Here is an 18,882-nt window from a genome sequence, read left to right on the forward strand (position 1 = left end):
GCGTGTGGCGGGCACGGGGCGGCCCGGGGCGGGTGGCAGACTGGTGGGGTGAGCGAAACCGAGTCGATCCGCATCCGGCCCCGCCGCATCCGGCTGGTCTGCTGGGCCTCGGCGGCCGCGCTGGTGGTGGTGTTCACCCTCCTGGCCACGTCGCTGACCGGGCCGACCGGCAACGGCTACGGCTCGTTCCAGCGGGGCGACCAGCTCGCCATGATCGGCCTCGGCGTGTTCGGCGCGCTCGGCTTCCTGCTCTTCACCCGCCCGATGGTCGAGGCCGACGCGCGGCGGGTGCGGGTGCGCAACGTGATCGGCTCGTACGAGCTGCCGTGGGAGGTCGTCCGCGGGGTCCGCTTCGACCGGGGCGCGCCGTGGGCCAGCCTGGAGCTGCACGACGACGACCTGCTGCCGATGGTGGCCCTCCAGGCCGCCGACAAGGAGCTGGCCGTCGAGGGGGTCCGCGCGCTGCGCCGCCTGCACCAGGCCCACCAGACCCGCCTGGCCGAGGGCGCGTCGGGGCGCTGACGGGCGCCCGGCACCCCGGTCGGGGAGCGATCCCGGGCCGGCAGTGGTGCCCCGTTTGGGCCTGCCCTGGGCGGGGGTGTAGTGTTGTCGAGTCGACCAGGCTGTCCGCGTGTGCGCGGGCGGCCGTGAAAGTGGGGCGCCTGCTCCCACCCGAGTCGCCGCGAGGCGGCCGGGTCCGGTCACCGGTTCCGGGCACGTCCCGGCTCCGGATGCGCGACCATGTGGTCGTGCCGACCGGTCGAGCGGGCCCTGGCATGCGCCGGGGCCTTCTGCTTTCCGGGTCGGTTCCCACCCGGGAGCCGCGGGGTCGGCCACGCAGGAAAACTCGACTCGAGGAGGCCCCATCAGCGTCGAACCACGCGTGAACGAGCAGATCCGGGCACGTGAGGTCCGACTGGTCGGCCCTGAGGGTGAGCAGGTGGGCATCGTCCCGCTGGAGCGCGCCCTTCAGCTGGCCGCGGACGTCGACCTGGACCTGGTCGAGGTTGCGCCGATGGCGCGCCCGCCGGTGTGCAAGCTCATGGACTTCGGCAAGTTCAAGTACGAGAGCGCACTGAAGGCGCGCGAAGCGCGGCGTAACCAGCAGCAGACCGTCATCAAGGAGATGAAGCTCCGGCCGAAGATCGACCCGCACGACTACGAGACCAAGAAGGGTCACGTGGTGCGGTTCCTCAAGGCCGGCGACAAGGTCAAGGTGACGATCATGTTCCGCGGTCGGGAGCAGAGCCGTCCGGAGCTGGGGTACCGGCTCCTGCGCCGGCTCGAGTCCGAGATCTCGGAGCTGGGGTACGTCGAGGCCGCGCCGAAGCAGGACGGCCGCAACATGATCATGGTGCTCGCGCCGCACCGCGCCACCAAGGCGGCCGCCACGGCGGCCCGCGGCGGTGCGCTACCGCGGGGCGAGCGGGAGTCCGGCGCCCCAGAGGCGGCGCCGCCGGTCGAGCCGGCCGGGCCCGCCGGGACGACCGGCGAGTAACAGGGGAGAAGACGTTCCACATGCCGAAGATGAAGAGCCACACCGGGATGGGCAAGCGGGTCAAGGTGACCGGCAAGGGCAAGATCGTTGCCCAGCAGGCCGGCCTGCGCCACAACCTGGAGAAGAAGGCCTCCACCCGGACCCGCCGGCTGACCGGCACCGTCGAGCTGGCCAAGGCCGACGTGAAGCGCATCAAGAAGCTGCTCGGCCGCTGACGCGCGCCACCTGAACCGAAGAAGGAGTTGAGATGGCACGCGTCAAGCGGGCTGTGAACGCCCAGAAGAAGCGCCGTACCCTGCTGGAGACCGCGAGCGGCTACCGCGGTCAGCGCTCCCGCCTGTACCGCAAGGCCAAGGAGCAGGTGCTGCACTCGATGCAGTACGCGTACCGGGACCGTCGCGACCGCAAGGGCGACTTCCGGCAGCTGTGGATCCAGCGGATCAACGCGGGCGCCCGCGCCAACGGGCTCACCTACAACCGCCTGATCCAGGGCCTCAAGCTGGCCGGCATCGAGGTCGACCGGAAGATCCTGGCCGACATGGCCGTCAACGACGCCGCCGCGTTCGCGGCGATCGTCGAGCTGGCCCGCGCCGCCGTCGCGGCCGAGGGCACCGGTGGCGCCGCGGCCCAGGCCGCCTGATCCACCCACGGCAGATCGAGGCGTCTCCCATGCAGTCACGACCGCACGGGAGGCGCCTCGACGCCGTCTCCGGGCCGTTCACCCCGCGTACCCCACGGGTCGTCGCCGCCCGCCGGCTCCAGCGCCGCCGGGACCGCGACGCGACCGGCCGGTTCCTGGCCGAGGGACCGCAGGCGGTCCGCGAGGCCCTGGACCGGCCCCGCACGGTCCTGGAACTCTTCGGTACGCCCGCCGCGCTCGACCGGTACGCGGATCTGGCCGCCCGTGCCGCCGCCGACGACGTACCGGTCTCCGAGGTCACCGACGAGGCCCTCGCCGCGCTCACCGAGACCGTCGCCCCGCAGGGCCTCGTCGCCGTGTGCCGGCACCTCGACGTGCCGCTGGACGCGGCCCTCGCGCGCGGGCCGCGGCTGGTCGCGGTCCTCGCTGGCATCCGCGACCCGGGCAACGCCGGCACGGTCCTGCGCACCGCGGACGCGGCCGGTGCCCAGGCGGTTGTCTTCGCCGGCGAGGCCGTCGACCCGTACAACGGCAAGGCCGTGCGGGCCTCCGCCGGCAGCCTCTTCCACGTCGACGTGGTGCGCGCGGCCGACCCTCTCGCGGTGGTCGCCGCGCTGCGGGCCGCCGGGCTCGCCGCGCTGGCCGCCACCGGGTACGGCGCGGACGACCTGGACGACCTCGCCGACGCCGGCCGGCTGGCCGCCCCCACCGCCTGGCTCTTCGGCTCGGAGGCGCACGGGCTGCCCGACGAGCTGACCGCCGCCGCCGACGCCCGGGTCCGGGTGCCGCTGCACGGGCGCGCCGAGAGCCTGAACCTGGCTGCGGCCGCGGCGGTGTGCCTGTACGCTTCAGCGAGAGCGCAGCGCCGGCCGTCGACCGGCCGCGCGGCCGAGACAGCAGGGGAGAGCGTCCGCCCATGAACGCGCCACGGCGTTCGTTTAGCCAGCCCGCCGGTGTCGGCGGGCGGCGGGCCTGACCTGCTCACCCCACAACTCCCACCGGCGGGCTGCGGCGAAGCCGCGCGTCCGTAGACTCGCTTCGCCGCCTGACGAGGGCCGGCGCCGCCGTGAGGGAGTGCCCGTACGCCATGACCTACCGCAACGATCCGTACGACCCGAAGCAGGTCGCCCTGCTCGACCCGGCCGCCCTGGCCGAGGCCGTCGCCGCCGCCGAGAAGGCGTTCGCCGACGCCGCCGACCCGGACGCGCTGACCGCGCTGCGCCCCGCGCACCTGGGTGACCGGGCCCCGGTCTCGCTGGCCCGCCGCGAGATCGGCGCGCTGCCGCCGGCCGCCAAGGCCGACGCCGGCAAGCGGGTCAACGAGGCCCGCCGGGCGATCGAGTCCGCGTACGCCGCCCGCGCCGAGGTGCTCGAGCGCGAGCAGGCCGAGCGGATGCTGATCGAGGAGCGGGTGGACGTCACCCTGCCGTACGACCGGCGCCAGAAGGGCGCGCGGCACCCGGTCAGCACCCTCATGGAGCAGATCACCGACTTCTTCGTCGGGATGGGCTACGAGGTGGCCGAGGGGCCCGAGGTCGAGCTGGAGTGGACGAACTTCGACGCGCTCAACATCCCGCCGGACCACCCGGCGCGCGGCCTGATGGACACCTTCCACGTCGCGCCCGAGAACTCGGGCATGGTGCTGCGGACGCACACCTCACCGGTGCAGGCGCGGACGATGCTGACCCGCACGCCGCCGATCTACGTGATCTGCCCGGGCCGCGTCTACCGCACCGACGAGCTGGACGCCACCCACGCGCCGGTCTTCCACCAGGTCGAGGGCCTGGTGGTCGACAAGGGCATCACGATGGCGCACCTGCGCGGCACCCTGGACCACTTCGCGCGGGCCATGTTCGGCCCGGAGGCGAAGACCCGGTTCCGCCCGCACTACTTCCCGTTCACCGAGCCGTCCGCGGAGTTCGACGTCTGGTTCCCGGAGCACCGCAAGGGTCCGCAGTGGGTCGAGTGGGGCGGCTGCGGCATGGTGAACCCGCGTGTGCTGCGGGCCTGCGGCATCGATCCGGAGGTCTACTCCGGATTCGCCTTCGGCATGGGCATCGACCGCACGGTCATGTTCCGCCACGGCGTCGGCGACATGCGGGACATGGTCGAGGGCGACGTCCGGTTCACCCGGGCGTTCGGATACGGGGCGTAGTGCGGGCACGAGTTTCGGAGACGGTGGTCTGAGTCATGCGAGTTTCTGTCAGCTGGCTGCGCGAGTACGTCGACCTGCCGGCCCACCTGGCCCCGGCCGACCTGGAGCAGGCCCTGGTGGACCTGGGCATCGAGGTCGAGTCCATCGTGGACCTGGGTGCGACGGTCACCGGGTCGCTGGTGGTCGGTGAGGTCCGGGAGATCGAGGAGCTGACCGGCTTCAAGAAGCCGATCCGGTTCTGCCGGGTCGACGTGGGCGACGCCAACGGCACCGGCGAGCTCCAGGAGATCGTCTGCGGGGCGCGGAACTTCACCGTCGGCGACCGGGTCGTGGTGATCCTCCCCGGCGGCGTGCTGCCCGGGAATTTCACGATCGGGGCCCGGAAGACGTACGGGCGCAACTCCAACGGCATGATCTGCTCGGCGAAGGAGCTGGGGCTCGGTGACGACCACTCGGGCATCATCGTGCTGCCCGAGTCCAGCCCGGCCAAGCCGGGCGACGACGCCCGCCCCGTGGTGGGGCTCGACGACGTCGTGGTCGAGGTCGAGCTGACGCCGGACCGCGGCTACCAGATGTCGGTGCGGGGCATCGCCCGCGAGCTGGCGCACGCCGTCGGGGTGCCGTTCCGCGACCCGGGGCTGGTGCCGGCGCCGGGCGCGACGGAGCGGCCCGCGTACCCGGTCGAGGTGCGCGACACGGTCGGCTGCGACCGGTTCGCCGCCCGGATGGTCCGCGGCGTCGACCCGACCGCGCCCTCGCCCGCCTGGATGGTGCAGCGGCTCACCACCGCCGGCATCCGGAGCATCTCGCTGCCGGTCGACATCACCAACTACGTGATGCTCGAACTGGGCCAGCCGATGCACGCGTTCGACGCCGACCGGGTCGCCGGCACGCTGGTGGTCCGCCGCGCCGAGCCGGGGGAGAAGCTGACCACCCTGGACGGGGTGACCCGGACGCTCGCCGCCGAGGACATGGTGATCTGCGACGCCGGGCTGCCGAACCCCCTCGCGGGCGAGGGTGCCGGCGTCCCGATCTCGCTCGCCGCGGTGATGGGCGGGGAGACCAGCGAGGTCGTCGAGGGCACGACGAACGTGCTGTTCGAGGCCGCTCACTGGGACCCGGTGATGGTCGGGCGCACCGCCCGCCGGCACAAGCTGTTCAGCGAGGCCGCGAAGCGCTGGGAACGGGGCGTCGACCCGGCCCTGCCACTGGTCGCCATCGAGCGGGCGGTCCGGCTGCTGGTCGAGCACGGCGGCGGCACCGCCGGTGACGAGATCCTCGACATCGACCACGTCCGGCCGCGTACGCCGATCTCCATCCCGGCCGACCTGCCGTCCCGGCGGGTCGGGGTGGCGTACCCGCCGGCGCGGGTGGTCGACCTGCTGGAGCAGGTCGGCTGCACGGTCGCCAGTGGCGCGGACCGGCTCGCCGAGGACCCGGGCGAGGTCGGCGTGCCCGCCGGCGGCACGGTCGCGCTGACCGTCACCCCGCCGACCTGGCGGCCGGACCTCACCGACCCGGCCGACCTGGTCGAGGAGGTGGTCCGCCTCGACGGGTACGACCGCGTGCCGTCCGTGCTGCCGGTCGCGCCCGCCGGCCGCGGCCTGACCGGGCAGCAGCGGCGCCGCCGGGCGGTCGCCCGGACGCTCGCCGACCAGGGGTACGTCGAGGTGCTGTCGCAGCCCTTCGTCGCCCCCGAGCTGGCCGACCTGCTCGGGTTGCCGGCCGACGACCCGCGCCGGCGGGCGGTCCGGTTGGCCAACCCGCTGTCGGAGGAGGAGCCGCTGCTGCGCACCACGCTGCTCGGCCCGCTGCTCGGCGTGCTCCGGCGCAACCTCGGCCGGGGTCAGCGCGACCTCGCCCTGTACGAGATCGGCGCGGTCTTCCACCCGCGCCCCGACGCGGGAACGCCGCCGCACATGGGGGTGGAGCACCCCCCGTCGGACGCCGAGTTCGCCGCCGCCGACGCGGTCCTGCCGGACCAGCCGCGGCACGTCGCCGTGGTGCTGGCCGGTGAGATCGAGCCGACCGGCTGGTGGGGCGCGGGCCGCGCGGCCGGCTGGGCGGACGCGGTCGAGGCGGCGCGGACGGTCCTGGCGGTCGCCGGCCTGCCCGACGACCGGGTCACCGTGCGGGCCGCCGAGCACGCGCCCTGGCATCCCGGGCGGTGCGCGCAGGTGCTGGTCGACGACACCGTCGTCGGGCACGCCGGCGAGCTGCACCCGGCCGTCGTCGCCGCGCTGGAGCTGCCCCGGCGGACGTCGGCGATGGAGCTGAACCTGGACGCGGTGCCCGCCGCGCCGATGCTCCAGGCACCGGCCGTCTCGTCGTTCCCGCCCGCGCTGATCGACGTGGCCCTGGTCGTGGACGCCTCGGTGCCGGCGGCGCAGGTCCAGGAGGCGCTGGTGGAGGGCGCCGGGGAGCTGCTGGAGTCGGTCCGCCTGTTCGACGTGTACGAGTCCGAGCAGCTCGGGGCGGGTCGCCGGTCGTTGGCGTACAAGCTGGCGTTCCGGGCGCCCGACCGCACCCTGACGGTGGAGGAGGCGGTGGCGGCCCGAGACGCCGCGGTGGCGCGCGCCGCCGAACGCCACGGCGCCATCCTTCGGGGGGCGTGAGGACGCTCCGGTCCGGGAGGAACCCGGCCGTCGACGGGTCGAGGCCCGTGTCGCGCGGAGCGCGACACGGGCCTCGCCGCGTTTCGTCGGGCGGGTGATCCGCGACACGATCACATCCTCATGCAATTGATTGCATGACCATGCAGCGGGTTGGTAGCCTTCTCTGCATAGTCATGCGGAGGTGAGTATGGGAATCCGAGTCGCGGTCGCCGGGGCGAGCGGCTACGCCGGGGGCGAGCTGCTGCGCCTGGTCGCCGGGCACCCGGAGTTCGACCTGGTCGCCGCCACCGCCCACACCCAGGCCGGGCACCGGCTGGACGCCGTACACCCGCAGCTCACCGGGCTGGACCTGGTGCTCACCGAGACCGACCCGGCGGCCCTGGCCGACGCGGACCTCGTCTTCCTGGCGCTGCCGCACGGGCAGTCGGCGGCGCTCGCCGCCCAGCTGCCCCCCGACGTGCGCGTCGTCGACCTCGGGGCCGACCACCGCCTCGCCGACCCGTACGACTGGGCCAACTACTACGGCGGCACCCACGCCGGGCAGTGGACCTACGGGCTGCCCGAGCTGCCCGGCCAGCGGGAGCTGATCGCCCGCTCCACCCGGGTCGCGAACACCGGCTGCTACGCGGCCGCGATCACCCTGGCGCTCGCCCCGCTGGTCGCCGCCGGCGCCGCCCAGCCCGCCGACGTGGTGGTGGTCGCCGCCTCCGGCACCTCCGGCGCCGGCCGGGCCGCCAAGCCCCACCTGCTGGCCAGCGAGGTGATGGGCGACCTGTCGCCCTACCGGGTCGGCGCGCACCAGCACGTCCCGGAGATCAAGCAGGCCACCGGCGCGGCCAGCCTGTCGTTCACCCCGGTGCTCGCGCCGATGCCGCGCGGCATCCTGGCGACGGTGACCGCCGTGCCCGCCCGGGGCGTCGACCCGCAGGCGGTGCTCGCCGAGGCGTACGCGGACGCGCCGTTCGTGCACGTGCTGCCGGAGGGGCGGTGGCCGCACACCGCCGCCACCCTCGGCTCCAACTCCTGCCACCTCCAGGCCACCGTCGACGTCGACTCCCGCCGGATGATCGTGGTGAGCGCCCTGGACAACCTCGGCAAGGGCGCGGCCGGCCAGGCCGTGCAGAACGCGAACATCATGCTCGGCCTGCCGGAGACGACCGGCCTGTCAGTCTGGGGGGTCACGCCGTGAGTGTCACCACGCCCCGGGGGTTCCGGGCGGCCGGGGTTGCCGCCGGGCTGAAGGCCAGCGGCGCGGCCGACATCGCCCTCGTCGTCAACGACGGCCCGGACGCCGGTGTGGCCGGTGTCTTCACCGCCAACCGGGTCAAGGCCGCGCCGGTGCTCTGGACCCAGCAGGTCGTCCACGGCGGCGTGGTCCGGGCGGTGGTGCTCAACTCCGGCGGCGCCAACGCCTGCACCGGCCCCGGCGGTTTCCAGGACACCCACGCCACCGCCGAGCACACCGCCGCCGCGCTCACCGCGGCCAGCCCCCGGCTGATGCTCGGCGCCGGCGAGGTCGCGGTCTGCTCGACCGGCCTGATCGGCGAGCGGCTGCCCATGGGCAAGCTGCTCCCCGGCGTCCGGGACGCCGTCCGGGCGCTCGGCCGGGACGGCGGGCCGGCCGCCGCCCAGGCCATCATGACCACCGACACCCGGCCGAAGAACGCCGTCGCCCAGGGCAGCGGCTGGACCGTGGGCGGCATGGCCAAGGGCGCGGGGATGCTCGCCCCGGCGCTGGCCACGATGCTCTGCGTCCTCACCACCGACGCGGTGGCCGGCCCGGAGACCCTGGACGCGGCGCTGCGGGCGGCCTGCCGGGTGACGTTCGACCGGATCGACTCCGACGGCTGCATGTCGACGAACGACACCGTGCTGCTGCTGGCCAGCGGCGCGAGCGGCATCGCGCCCACCGAGGCGGAGCTGACCGCCGCGGTCACCGCCGCCTGTCACGACCTCGCCCAGCAGCTGATCGCCGACGCCGAGGGCGCCACCAAGCAGATCGCGATCGACGTGGTCGGCGCGGCCGGCGAGGACGACGCGGTCGAGGTCGGCCGCAGCGTGGCCCGCAACAACCTGGTCAAGACCGCGCTGTTCGGCAACGACCCGAACTGGGGGCGGATCCTCGCCGCGGTCGGCACCACGGCCGCCGCGTTCGAGCCGGACGCCGTCGACGTGGCCGTTAACGGCGTGTGGGTGTGCCGGGGCGGGGCGGCCGCCGAGGACCGGTCGAAGGTGGACCTCAGCGGGCGGGACGTGACCATCCGCATCGACCTGCACGCCGGTGACGCCGAGGCGACCGTCTGGACGAACGACCTGTCGCACGCGTACGTGCACGAGAACTCGGCGTACTCGACATGAGCCTCACCACCGACCTCACCCGCGCCCAGGCCAAGGCCGCGACGCTGATCGAGGCGCTGCCCTGGCTGGCCCGCTTCTCCGGCTCGACCGTCGTGGTCAAGTACGGCGGCAACGCCATGGTCGACCCGGAGCTGCAGAAGGCGTTCGCCGCCGACATGGTCTTCCTGCGCTACGCGGGCCTCAAGCCGGTCGTGGTGCACGGCGGCGGCCCGCAGATCTCGGCGATGCTCGGCCGGCTGGGCATCGACAGCGAGTTCCGGGGCGGGCTGCGGGTGACCACGCCGGAGGCGATGGACGTGGTCCGCATGGTGCTCGTCGGCCAGGTCGGGCGGCAGCTCGTCGGGCTGATCAACGCGCACGGCCCGTTCGCCGTCGGGCTCTCCGGCGAGGACGCCGGCCTGTTCACCGCCGTCCGGCGGCCCGCGTACGTCGACGGGCAGCCGGTCGACGTCGGCCAGGTCGGCGACGTGGAGTCGGTGGACGTCTCCGCGGTCACCGACCTGATCGCGGCCGGCCGGATCCCGGTGATCTCCACGGTGGCGCCGGACGCGGACGGGGTGCTGCACAACCTCAACGCCGACACCGCCGCCGCGGCGCTGGCGGTCGCCCTGGAGGCCCGGAAGCTCGTCGTCCTCACCGACGTGCCCGGCCTCTACGCCGACTGGCCGGACACGTCGAGCCTGGTCAGCGAGATCAGCGACGACGACCTGGCGAAGCTGCTGCCGTCGCTGGAGTCGGGCATGGTCCCGAAGATGGAGGCGTGCCTGCGGGCGGTGCGCGGGGGAGTGCCCGCCGCGCACGTCGTCGACGGCCGGGTCGCCCACTCCACGCTGCTGGAAGTGTTCACGTCGGAAGGCTTCGGAACGATGGTGATCCCCGCATGAGCACCCTCCACGAACGCTGGCAGCAGTCCATGATGGACAACTACGGCACGCCGCCGCTGGCGTTGGTCTCCGGCTCCGGCGCCGTCGTGGTCGACGACGCCGGCCGGGAGTACGTCGACCTGCTCGGCGGCATCGCCGTCAACGCGCTCGGGCACGCCCACCCGGCCGTGGTGGCCGCCGTGTCCAAGCAGGTCGCCACCCTCGGGCACGTGTCCAACCTGTACGTCGCCGAGCCGCCGGTGGCCCTCGCCGAGCTGCTGCTGGCCCTCGCCGGCCGGCCCGGCCGGGTGTTCTTCGCCAACTCCGGCGCGGAGGCGAACGAGGCGGCGTTCAAGCTGTCCCGGCTCACCGGGCGCACCCACGTGGTCGCCACCCGGGGCGGCTTCCACGGCCGGACCATGGGCGCGCTGGCGCTCACCGGCCAGCCGACCAAGGCCGACCCGTTCCGGCCGCTCCCCGGCGACGTCACCCACGTCGAGTACGGCGACGCCGCCGCGCTGGCGGCGGTTGTCACCGAGGCGACCGCGATGGTGATCCTGGAGCCGATCCAGGGCGAGAACGGCGTCGTCGTCCCGCCCCCCGGCTACCTGGCCGAGGCCCGGCGGATCACCGCCGCGCACGGCGCCCTGCTGGTGCTCGACGAGGTGCAGACCGGCATCGGCCGGACCGGGCACTGGTTCGCCCATCAGGCCGACGGCGTCGAGCCGGACGTGGTCACCCTCGCCAAGGGCCTCGGCGGTGGGCTGCCCATCGGCGCCTGCCTGGCCTTCGGCCCGGCTGCCGACCTGCTCGGTCCCGGCTCGCACGGCACGACCTTCGGCGGCAACCCGGTCAGCTGCGCGGCCGCCCTCGCGGTCGTCGCCACCATCGCCAACGAGGGGCTGCTCGACCACGTCAAGCGGATCGGGGAACGGCTGCGCCGGGGGATCGAGGCGCTCGGCCACTCCCTGGTCACCGAGGTCCGCGGCGCCGGCCTGCTGCTCGGGATCGCGCTCACCGGGCCGGTCGCCGGCACGGTGGCGAGCACTCTGCGGGACACCGGCTTCCTGGTCAACCCGGTGCAGCCGGACGTGGTCCGGCTCGCCCCGCCGTTGATCCTCGGCGCCGCCCAGGTCGACGCCTTCCTCGCCGCCCTCCCGGCCGCCCTCGACGCCGCCGCGCTCGCCGACGCCGCGCTCGCCACCGCCCCGTCGGTGAGCGAGGCCCGCGAGGCCGCCGCGCCCGCCGGCCCGGCCGGCTTCGCCGACAGCGCCCCGGCCGCCCTCGGCGGCACCGGCTCGACCTGCCCGGAGGAGACCGCATGATCCGGCACTTCCTGCGGGACGACGACCTCTCGCCCGCCGAGCAGTCGGCCGTGCTCGACCTCGCCGCGCGGATGAAGGCCGACCGGTTCGCGTACAAGCCGCTCGCCGGGCCGCGGTCGGTGGCGGTGCTGTTCGACAAGCAGAGCCTCCGCACGCGGATCTCCTTCGACGCCGGGATCGCCGAGCTGGGTGGGCACCCGCTCGTCGTGGACACGCAGGTCACCCACTTCGGGCGCGGCGAGACCCTCGCCGACGCCGGGCGGGTGCTGTCCCGCTACGTGGCGGCGATCGTGCTGCGCACCCACGGCGACGACCGCATCGCCGAGGTCGCCGCCCACGCCACCGTGCCGGTGGTCAACGCGCTCACCGACACCTACCACCCGTGCCAGCTGCTGGCCGACCTGCTCACCGTCCGGGAGCGCCTCGGCGGCACCGCCGGGCGCACCCTCGCGTACGTCGGGGACGCGGGCAACAACATGGCCCACTCGTACCTGCTGGCCGGGGCGATCGCCGGCATGCACGTCCGGGTGGCCGGGCCGGCCGGCTTCCAGCCCGACCCGGACGTGGTGGCCCGCGCCGAGAAGATCGCCGCCGGCACCGGCGGGTCGGTCCGCGCCGGAACCGACCCCGTCGAGGCCGCCCGTGGCGCGGACGTGCTCGCCACCGACACCTGGACCTCGATGGGCCAGGAGGAGGACGGCCTGGACCGGATCACGCCCTTCCTGCCGTACCAGGTCAACGCCGCGCTGCTCGCGCACGCCGCGCCGCACGCGATCGTGCTGCACTGCCTGCCCGCGCACCGCGGCGAGGAGATCACCGACGAGGTGCTCGACGGCCCGCGGAGCGCGGTCTTCGACCAGGCGGAGAATCGCCTGCACGCCCAGAAGGCGCTGCTGACGTTCCTCCTCGGGGCCGTACCTGCCCCGGACGTGGTGGCGCTGGACGCCACCACCAGGGAGACACCATGACCGCGCCGCTGACCCGGGCCGCCCGCCACGGCCGCATCGTCGAGCTGATCCGCGACAAGGCGATCCACTCGCAGACCGAGCTGGCCGAACTGCTCGCCGGGGAGGGCATCCTGGTCACCCAGGCCACCCTCTCCCGGGACCTCAAGGAGCTGGGCGCGGTGACCGTCCGCGGCGGCGACGGGCGCGGCGTCTACCTGATCCCCGAGGACGGCCACCGCCCGCTCCGCGAGGCGGAGGCCGCCCCGGCCCGCCTCGTGCGGCTGCTGCACGAGCTGCTCAACGGGGTCGACTCCAGCGGCAACATCGCCGTGCTGCGCACCCCGCCGGGCGCAGCCCACTACCTGGCCAGCGCGTTGGACCGAGCGGGCCTGCCCGAGGTCGTCGGCACGATCGCCGGCGACGACACCATCCTCGTCGTGGCCCGCGAGGCCGACGGCGGAGCCGTGCTCGGCGACAAGCTCGCCGGCTGGGCCCGCCGCGAAGAGAACGTTGAAGGGAGCACCACATGACCGAGCGGGTCGTCCTGGCGTACTCCGGAGGGCTGGACACCTCCGTCGCCATCCCGTACCTGGCCGAGCAGACCGGCGCCGAGGTGATCGCGGTGGCGGTCGACGTCGGGCAGGGCGGCGAGGACCTCGACGCGATCCGGCAGCGCGCCCTGGACTGCGGCGCGGTGGAGGCCGAGGTCGTCGACGCGCGCGACGAGTTCGCCGCCGAGTACTGCCTGCCGGCGGTCCGCGCCAACGCCCTCTACATGGACCGCTACCCGCTGGTGTCGGCGCTGAGCCGGCCGCTGATCGTCAAGCACCTGGTGGCCGCGGCCCGCAAGCACGGCGGCACCATCGTGTCGCACGGCTGCACCGGCAAGGGCAACGACCAGGTTCGCTTCGAGGTCGGCCTGGCCGCGCTCGCCCCCGACCTGAAGATCGTCGCGCCGGCCCGGGACTTCGCCTGGACCCGGGACAAGGCCATCGCCTTCGCCGAGGAGAAGGGCCTGCCGATCGACGTGACGGCGAAGTCGCCGTACTCGATCGACCAGAACCTGTGGGGCCGCGCCGTCGAGACGGGCTTCCTGGAGGACATCTGGAACGGCCCCATCGAGGACCTGTACTCGTACACGTCCGACCCGGCGCAGGAGCGGGACGCCGACGAGCTGGTCATCACGTTCGACGGCGGCAACCCGGTCGCCATCGACGGCGAGACCGTCACCCCGTACCAGGCGATCCTGGAGCTGAACCGGCGCGCCGGCGCCCAGGGCGTCGGCCGGCTCGACATGGTCGAGGACCGGCTCGTCGGCATCAAGAGCCGCGAGGTGTACGAGGCGCCGGGCGCGATCGCGCTGATCACCGCCCACCAGGAGTTGGAGGCGGTCACCGTCGAGCGGGACCTGGCCCGGTTCAAGCGTGGCGTCGACCAGCGCTGGGGCGAGCTGGTCTACGACGGCCTGTGGTTCTCCCCGCTGAAGTACGCGCTGGACGCGTTCGTCGACGACGCCCAGAAGCACGTGTCCGGCGAGGTGCGGCTCACCCTGCACGGCGGACGCGCCACCGTCACCGGCCGGCGCTCCGAGGCCAGCCTCTACGACTTCGGCCTGGCCACGTACGACACCGGCGACACCTTCGACCAGTCGCTCGCCAAGGGCTTCGTGCAGCTGTGGGGCCTGCCCAGCAAGATGGCCGCGGCGCGGGACGCCCGGTTGGGTGGCGCCTGATCGTGGGCACCACAATGGGCGGGGTGGACGACAAGAGCCTGACCGAGAACACCGCCGCCACCAACCGGACGAGCCTGTGGGGCGGCCGCTTCGCCGGCGGCCCCGCCGAGGCCCTCGCGCGGCTGTCGGTGAGCGTGCAGTTCGACTGGCGTCTCGCCCCGTACGACATCGCCGGGTCCCGGGCACACGCCCGGGTCCTGGCCGGTGCCGGCCTGCTCGACCCGGAGGAGCTGGGGAGGATCCTGGCGGCGCTGGACGACCTGGAGGCGGCCTGCGCCTCCGGCCAGTTCCGCCCCACGATCGACGACGAGGACGTGCACACCGCGCTGGAACGCGGCCTGCTGGAGCGGCTGGGCAGCCTCGGCGGCAAGCTGCGTGCCGGCCGGTCCCGCAACGACCAGGTCGCCACCGACCTGCGGCTGTACCTGCGTGACCACGCCCGCGGCGTGGCCGCCCGCCTGGTCGAGCTGGCCGAGGCGCTGGTCGAGCAGGCCGAGCGGCACGTGGACACGGCCGCGCCGGGCATGACCCACCTCCAGCACGCCCAGCCGGTCACGTTCGGGCACTGGCTGCTCGCCCACGTGCAGCCGCTGCTCCGCGACCTGGAGCGGCTGCGCGACTGGGACCACCGCACCGCGATCAGCCCGCTCGGCGCGGGCGCCCTCGCCGGCTCCGGCCTGCCGCTGGACCCGGTGGCGGTCTCGAAGGAGCTGGGCTTCCGCACGTCCTTCGCGAACTCCATGGACGCCGTCGCCGACCGGGACTTCGTCGCCGAGTTCCTCTTCGTCACCGCGCTGATCGGCGTGCACCTGTCCCGCCTCGGCGAGGAGGTGGTGCTGTGGACGTCGCAGGAGTTCGGCTGGGTGGAGCTGGACGACGCCTTCGCCACCGGCTCGTCGATCATGCCGCAGAAGAAGAACGCGGACATCGCCGAGCTGGCCCGGGGCAAGTCCGGCCGGCTGGTCGGCGGCCTGATGAGCGTGCTCACCATGCTCAAGGGCCTGCCGATGACGTACGACCGGGACATGCAGGAGGACAAGGAGCCGGCCTTCGACGCGGTCGACACCCTGGAGCTGCTGCTGCCGGCCCTCGCGGGGATGATCTCGACGATGACGGTACGCGTCGACCGGCTCGTCGCCGCCGCGCCGGTGGGCTTCTCCCTCGCCACCGAGGTGGCCGACTGGCTGGTCCGCAAGGGCGTGCCGTTCCGGGACGCGCACGAGATCACCGGCAGGCTCGTCGCGCTGTGCGCGGCGCGCGACTGCGCGCTCGACGAGGTCTCCGACGACGACCTCGCGGCGGTCAGCGAGCACCTCGACCCGTCGGTGCGGGACGTGCTCTCGGTGCGTTCCGCCCTGGCGGCCCGGACCACCCCCGGGTCCACCGGCCCCGGCCCGGTCGCCGACCAGCTCGTCGCCGCCGCGGACAAGCTGGCCGGTTGGAAGGAGTGGGCGGCCGAGCGGGTCGTCCCCCGCTGAGCGACGCCGCGCCGGGGCGTTGGGTGCAGGATCCGCGCAACGTCGGGGAAACTGCTGCCATCGGGCGCGCCGAGGCAGCGGTTTCCCCGACGTTGCCGCCGATCCGCTCAGGCCCCGGGGCGTTCCCGCTTCGGCAGCTTCGCCACCACCGCGTCGTACGACGCGTCGACGGCGACGGTCAGCTCGTCGTCCTCGATCTCGCCGTCCAGGCGCAGCGTGTTCCAACCGGACCGGCCGATGTAGGGCGACGGCTTCGCGTCCGCCGGGTACCGGTGGATCCACTCGTCGGCCACGTCCCGGTTGGGGCCGCACTTCACCCCGATCCTCGGCTCTCCCTCGTGTGAGCCGAGGAAGGCGAAGATCCGGCTGCCGACCTTGACCACCTCGTCGCCCTCCCAGGGCTGGTCCAGCCACGCGCCCGGCTTGCCCAGGCAGTACGCCCGCATCTCCTCGCGCTCCATCACACCCTCCCTGCCGACCGACCCGGCAGCGCCCAGTCTCCTATGCTCGCCGCCGTGGATCTGCATCAGCTCACCGACGAGGTCGAGGCCGTTTCCCGCCGCTACGCCACGCGGCACGGCATCGACCGGTCCGGCACCTGGTTCCTGCTGAAGCTGCAGGAGGAGGTGGGGGAGCTGACCCACCCGGACCGGGAGGGTCAGCGGGTTGCCCCGGCCGGTTCGTGACGGGCTGACCGCCATGCGGCGATCCATCGACTGACCCGGTTCACCAGGGCCGCGTACGCGATGCCCAGCGCGATCGACGCGGCGAGGGCGACCAGCGGCAGATCCCGCAGGTGCGGGTACACCTGCCAGTGGGTCAGGTAGATGTAGAGCGAGCTGGCAGCGAGGACCCCGGCCACCTTGTTGACCAGGGCCAGGCTCGGCACGGTCGGCTTCCAGGTCAGCAGCGCGAACCCGGCCACGATCAGCGCCTCCCGCCACGGCTCCCCGAAGAAGCCCGGCACGGTGGCCGCGACCGCGCCGGTCACCAGCAGCCGCTGCCGGACACCGTCGGCGCGGGCGGCCGCCCACCCCAGGGTGAACAGCCAGCCGGCCACCAGCGCCGACGGCAGGTCGTAGCGGGCGTCGAGGCCGAATACGTCGTACCGGCCGAGGAGCGCGAGCGCGGTCAGCGCCAGCGGGAACGCGAACGGGTGCCGTCGCTCCCAGCGGTCCACCCGCCGCAGCCCGAGGAGCGCGGCCAGGCCCACCAGCAGGTAGACCAACGCCTCGACGAACCAGAAGTGCCAGCCGTCCGGCACGTCGGGCCGGAGGATGCTGTTGACCAGGAGCAGGGTGCTCAGCTCGTACTGGTCGCTGACCAGCATGACCGCGCCGATCCACGCGGTCGTCGGCAGCACGACGCGCAGCAGGCTCGCGCCGACCTGCCGCAGCCGGTCGCGCCGGCCGGCGTCGGTGAGCTGGAACCGGGCGAAGTTGAAGCCGGCGACCGCGAGCAGCAGGTGCGCCCCACCGGTGATCGTGAACAGCGGGATGTGGGAGCCGACGATCAGCACGATCGCCGCCGCCCGCAGCGCCACGCTGGTCTCCAGGGAGCGCCGCCGCGGTCCCACGCCGCGGCGGTCCGCATGTCCTGCGCGGGCCGACGGGCGCAGTTCCGCGATCGGCAGGGTGTGCCAATTCGCCGGCAGGTGCCCCAGCTCCTGCTCCAGGCGCACCGACATCTCGACGTACGACAGGGAGTCGCCGCCGAGGTCCACGAAGCTCAGGTCCGGGGTGACGTCGGTGCGGTCGAGCACCTCCGCGTACAGCCGGCAGAGGTCACCGGCGGCGGCCGGCTCGGGCGCCGGGGCCTCGACCGCGGCGGCGGCCAGCCCGCGCAGCGCCACCAGGTCCGGCTTGCCCGAGGCGAGCCGGGGCAGCTCGGCCAGCAGGAGAATCCGCACCGCGCGGGGTGGCAGCCCCACCTCGTCGGCGACCAGGCGGCGGAGCCGGCGCGGGTCGCCCGCGCCGGCGACCGCCACGATCAGCTCGTCGTCGCCACCGGCGCAGGTCGCGCTGAACCCGTGGGCGGCCAGCAGCGCCTCGATCTGCTGCGGGTCGATCCGCAACCCGAGGATCTTGGCGAACCGGCTGCGCCGGCCGACGATCTCCCACAGGCCGTCGGCGGTGCGGCGGGCGAGGTCGCCGGTGTGCAGCTCGTCGACGGTGCGGCCGAGCGCCAGGTCGGCGGGGGAGTGCGCGTACCCGAGCATGACGTTCGGGCCGGCGTACACCAGCTCGCCGACGTCCGGGTCGGGGTGGTCGGCGACCGGGGCGAGCCGGAAGGCGCCGCCGGGCACCGGCACACCGATCGCCGCCGGGTGGTCGAGGGCCAGGTCCGGCGGGAGGTACGCCATCCGGGCGGTCGCCTCGGTCTGCCCGTACATGACGAAGAGGTCCCAGCCGGCGCGGCGGCCCAGCTCGGCGTACCGGCGCACCCGATCCGGGGCGAGCCGGCCGCCGGCCTGGGTGACGTAGCGCAGGTGCGGCAGGTCCATCGCGGCGAAGCCGACCCGGTCCAGCAGGTCGAAGGTGTACGGCACCCCGGCGAACGTGGTCGCCCGCGCGTCGCGGAACAGCTCCCAGAAGCAGGTGTCGGCGACCGACAGGTCGGTCAGCACCAGCGCGGCGCCCCGGACGAGGTGGCTGTTGACCACCGACAGGCCGTAGCAGTAGTGCAGCGGCAGCGTGGTGGCCGCCCGGTCGGTGTCCCGGATGCCCAGGTAGCCGGCGATCGACTCCGCGTTGGCCTGGAGGTTCGCCTGCGACAGCCGGACCAGCTTCGGCGACCCGGTCGAGCCGGAGGTGCTGAGCAGCAGCGCCAGGTCCGGGTGCAGGTCGTGTGCCGACGCCGCCCGCCGGTGCTCGATCCGCCAGCCGCCCTCGGCCGGGCCGACCACCACGTCCGGGTCGTACGCGTCGACCAGGCTCGCCAGGGCCGCGTTGTGGCCGCCGGGCACCAGCAGGACCGGGTGGCCGGCGTGCAGGGCGGCCAGGTACGCCACCAGCGAGTCGACCGTGTTCGCGCCGACCACCAGCACCAGGCGCCGGCCCACACCGAGGCGGTCGGCGGTCCGGGCGACCCGCTCGGCGAGGTCGGCGTACGAGAGCTCCCCGTCCCGGGTGACGACGGCGGGACGGTCGCCGTGGGCGGCCAGATCGCGGACGAACGGCAGCCCTCCGACGGCCGGGAGCAGGGGGGACAGGGGTGTCACGGGCACCAACTGTAAGGTAAGGCTGGCCTTAATCCCTAGTGCCGGGCGACC

17 protein-coding genes and 1 pseudogene are annotated in these 18,882 nt (G+C 74.2%); 16 read left to right on the top strand and 2 right to left on the bottom strand.

Features of this window, described 5'->3' with window-relative positions:
- Positions 1-48: 48 nt before the first annotated feature.
- The 15 genes and pseudogenes from HCJ94_RS23490 (at position 49) to argH (ending at position 15,611) form a co-directional block, all read left to right on the top strand.
- Complete coding sequence (locus tag HCJ94_RS23490; protein ID WP_168003211.1) at positions 49-522, top strand: PH domain-containing protein; 474 nt, start codon at positions 49-51, stop codon at positions 520-522.
- Between the two features lie 361 nt (positions 523-883).
- Positions 884-1,498: a translation initiation factor IF-3 gene (gene infC, locus HCJ94_RS23495; RefSeq protein WP_155332711.1), complete on the top strand. Its 615-nt coding sequence runs from the start codon at positions 884-886 to the stop codon at positions 1,496-1,498.
- Between the two features lie 20 nt (positions 1,499-1,518).
- Positions 1,519-1,713, top strand: coding sequence for a 50S ribosomal protein L35 (gene rpmI / locus HCJ94_RS23500; protein ID WP_091436665.1), 195 nt, complete (start codon positions 1,519-1,521; stop codon positions 1,711-1,713).
- A 32-nt stretch (positions 1,714-1,745) separates the two neighbouring features.
- Positions 1,746-2,138: a 50S ribosomal protein L20 gene (gene rplT / locus HCJ94_RS23505; RefSeq protein ID WP_155332709.1), complete on the top strand. Its 393-nt coding sequence runs from the start codon at positions 1,746-1,748 to the stop codon at positions 2,136-2,138.
- A gap of 29 nt (positions 2,139-2,167) precedes the next feature.
- Complete coding sequence (locus tag HCJ94_RS23510; protein WP_168003212.1) at positions 2,168-3,058, top strand: TrmH family RNA methyltransferase; 891 nt, start codon at positions 2,168-2,170, stop codon at positions 3,056-3,058.
- 167 nt (positions 3,059-3,225) lie between these two features.
- Entirely contained in the window at positions 3,226-4,293 is a 1,068-nt protein-coding gene (gene pheS, locus HCJ94_RS23515) for a phenylalanine--tRNA ligase subunit alpha (protein WP_168003213.1), read from the top strand.
- 35 nt (positions 4,294-4,328) lie between these two features.
- Positions 4,329-6,908: a phenylalanine--tRNA ligase subunit beta gene (pheT, locus tag HCJ94_RS23520; RefSeq protein WP_168003214.1), complete on the top strand. Its 2,580-nt coding sequence runs from the start codon at positions 4,329-4,331 to the stop codon at positions 6,906-6,908.
- A gap of 187 nt (positions 6,909-7,095) precedes the next feature.
- Positions 7,096-8,097, top strand: a complete 1,002-nt coding sequence (argC, locus tag HCJ94_RS23525; RefSeq protein ID WP_168003215.1) for an N-acetyl-gamma-glutamyl-phosphate reductase — start codon at positions 7,096-7,098, stop codon at positions 8,095-8,097.
- Positions 8,094-9,266 carry a bifunctional glutamate N-acetyltransferase/amino-acid acetyltransferase ArgJ gene (gene argJ / locus HCJ94_RS23530; protein WP_168003216.1) on the top strand — a complete coding sequence of 391 codons (1,173 nt, stop codon included), beginning with the start codon at positions 8,094-8,096 and terminating at the stop codon, positions 9,264-9,266. Before argC ends, argJ begins: the two co-directional genes overlap by 4 nt.
- Positions 9,263-10,150: an acetylglutamate kinase gene (argB, locus tag HCJ94_RS23535; protein WP_168003217.1), complete on the top strand. Its 888-nt coding sequence runs from the start codon at positions 9,263-9,265 to the stop codon at positions 10,148-10,150. Before argJ ends, argB begins: the two co-directional genes overlap by 4 nt.
- Positions 10,147-11,431 (top strand): annotated as a pseudogene (locus HCJ94_RS23540) (acetylornithine transaminase); the annotation flags it as partial. The gene argB and the pseudogene HCJ94_RS23540, both read left to right, overlap by 4 nt.
- Positions 11,432-11,450: 19 nt before the next feature.
- Complete coding sequence (argF, locus tag HCJ94_RS23545; protein WP_168003219.1) at positions 11,451-12,422, top strand: ornithine carbamoyltransferase; 972 nt, start codon at positions 11,451-11,453, stop codon at positions 12,420-12,422.
- A complete protein-coding gene (locus tag HCJ94_RS23550) occupies positions 12,419-12,931 on the top strand; it encodes an arginine repressor (protein ID WP_168003220.1) in 513 nt (170 codons plus the stop codon). Before argF ends, HCJ94_RS23550 begins: the two co-directional genes overlap by 4 nt.
- Entirely contained in the window at positions 12,928-14,133 is a 1,206-nt protein-coding gene (locus HCJ94_RS23555) for an argininosuccinate synthase (RefSeq protein WP_168003221.1), read from the top strand. Before HCJ94_RS23550 ends, HCJ94_RS23555 begins: the two co-directional genes overlap by 4 nt.
- Before the next feature lie 14 nt (positions 14,134-14,147).
- The gene (gene argH, locus HCJ94_RS23560; RefSeq protein WP_168003257.1) at positions 14,148-15,611 is read left to right on the top strand and encodes an argininosuccinate lyase; all 1,464 of its coding nucleotides are present in this window, start codon (positions 14,148-14,150) and stop codon (positions 15,609-15,611) included.
- A 107-nt stretch (positions 15,612-15,718) separates the two neighbouring features.
- Here argH and HCJ94_RS23565 read toward each other — a convergent pair whose 3' ends face one another.
- Complete coding sequence (locus tag HCJ94_RS23565) at positions 15,719-16,072, bottom strand: MmcQ/YjbR family DNA-binding protein (RefSeq protein WP_168003222.1); 354 nt, start codon at positions 16,070-16,072, stop codon at positions 15,719-15,721.
- A gap of 54 nt (positions 16,073-16,126) precedes the next feature.
- Between HCJ94_RS23565 and HCJ94_RS23570 the strand changes: the two genes are divergently transcribed.
- The gene (locus HCJ94_RS23570; protein WP_168003223.1) at positions 16,127-16,297 is read left to right on the top strand and encodes a nucleoside triphosphate pyrophosphohydrolase family protein; all 171 of its coding nucleotides are present in this window, start codon (positions 16,127-16,129) and stop codon (positions 16,295-16,297) included.
- On the opposite strand, the gene HCJ94_RS23575 is transcribed toward HCJ94_RS23570, so the two are convergent.
- Positions 16,270-18,831, bottom strand: coding sequence for an AMP-binding protein (locus tag HCJ94_RS23575; protein ID WP_373684434.1), 2,562 nt, complete (start codon positions 18,829-18,831; stop codon positions 16,270-16,272). The two genes, HCJ94_RS23570 and HCJ94_RS23575, sit on opposite strands and share 28 nt — an antisense overlap.
- Between the last annotated feature and the right edge of the window lie 51 nt (positions 18,832-18,882).

It is taken from the genome of Micromonospora thermarum (assembly GCF_012034245.1).
Classification (GTDB): Bacteria; Actinomycetota; Actinomycetes; order Mycobacteriales; family Micromonosporaceae; genus Micromonospora; species Micromonospora thermarum.

Bases quoted from the DNA above. Each gene is read 5' to 3' on its own strand.
- rpmI (WP_091436665.1), top strand. From the start codon at position 1,519: ATGCCGAAGATGAAGAGCCACACCGGGATGGGCAAGCGGGTCAAGGTG.
- rplT (WP_155332709.1), top strand. From the start codon at position 1,746: ATGGCACGCGTCAAGCGGGCTGTGAACGCCCAGAAGAAGCGCCGTACC.
- HCJ94_RS23510 (WP_168003212.1), top strand. From the start codon at position 2,168: ATGCAGTCACGACCGCACGGGAGGCGCCTCGACGCCGTCTCCGGGCCG.
- pheS (WP_168003213.1), top strand. From the start codon at position 3,226: ATGACCTACCGCAACGATCCGTACGACCCGAAGCAGGTCGCCCTGCTC.
- pheT (WP_168003214.1), top strand. From the start codon at position 4,329: ATGCGAGTTTCTGTCAGCTGGCTGCGCGAGTACGTCGACCTGCCGGCC.
- argC (WP_168003215.1), top strand. From the start codon at position 7,096: ATGGGAATCCGAGTCGCGGTCGCCGGGGCGAGCGGCTACGCCGGGGGC.
- argB (WP_168003217.1), top strand. From the start codon at position 9,263: ATGAGCCTCACCACCGACCTCACCCGCGCCCAGGCCAAGGCCGCGACG.
- argF (WP_168003219.1), top strand. From the start codon at position 11,451: ATGATCCGGCACTTCCTGCGGGACGACGACCTCTCGCCCGCCGAGCAG.
- HCJ94_RS23550 (WP_168003220.1), top strand. From the start codon at position 12,419: ATGACCGCGCCGCTGACCCGGGCCGCCCGCCACGGCCGCATCGTCGAG.
- HCJ94_RS23555 (WP_168003221.1), top strand. From the start codon at position 12,928: ATGACCGAGCGGGTCGTCCTGGCGTACTCCGGAGGGCTGGACACCTCC.
- argH (WP_168003257.1), top strand. From the start codon at position 14,148: ATGGGCGGGGTGGACGACAAGAGCCTGACCGAGAACACCGCCGCCACC.
- HCJ94_RS23565 (WP_168003222.1), bottom strand. From the start codon at position 16,072: ATGGAGCGCGAGGAGATGCGGGCGTACTGCCTGGGCAAGCCGGGCGCG.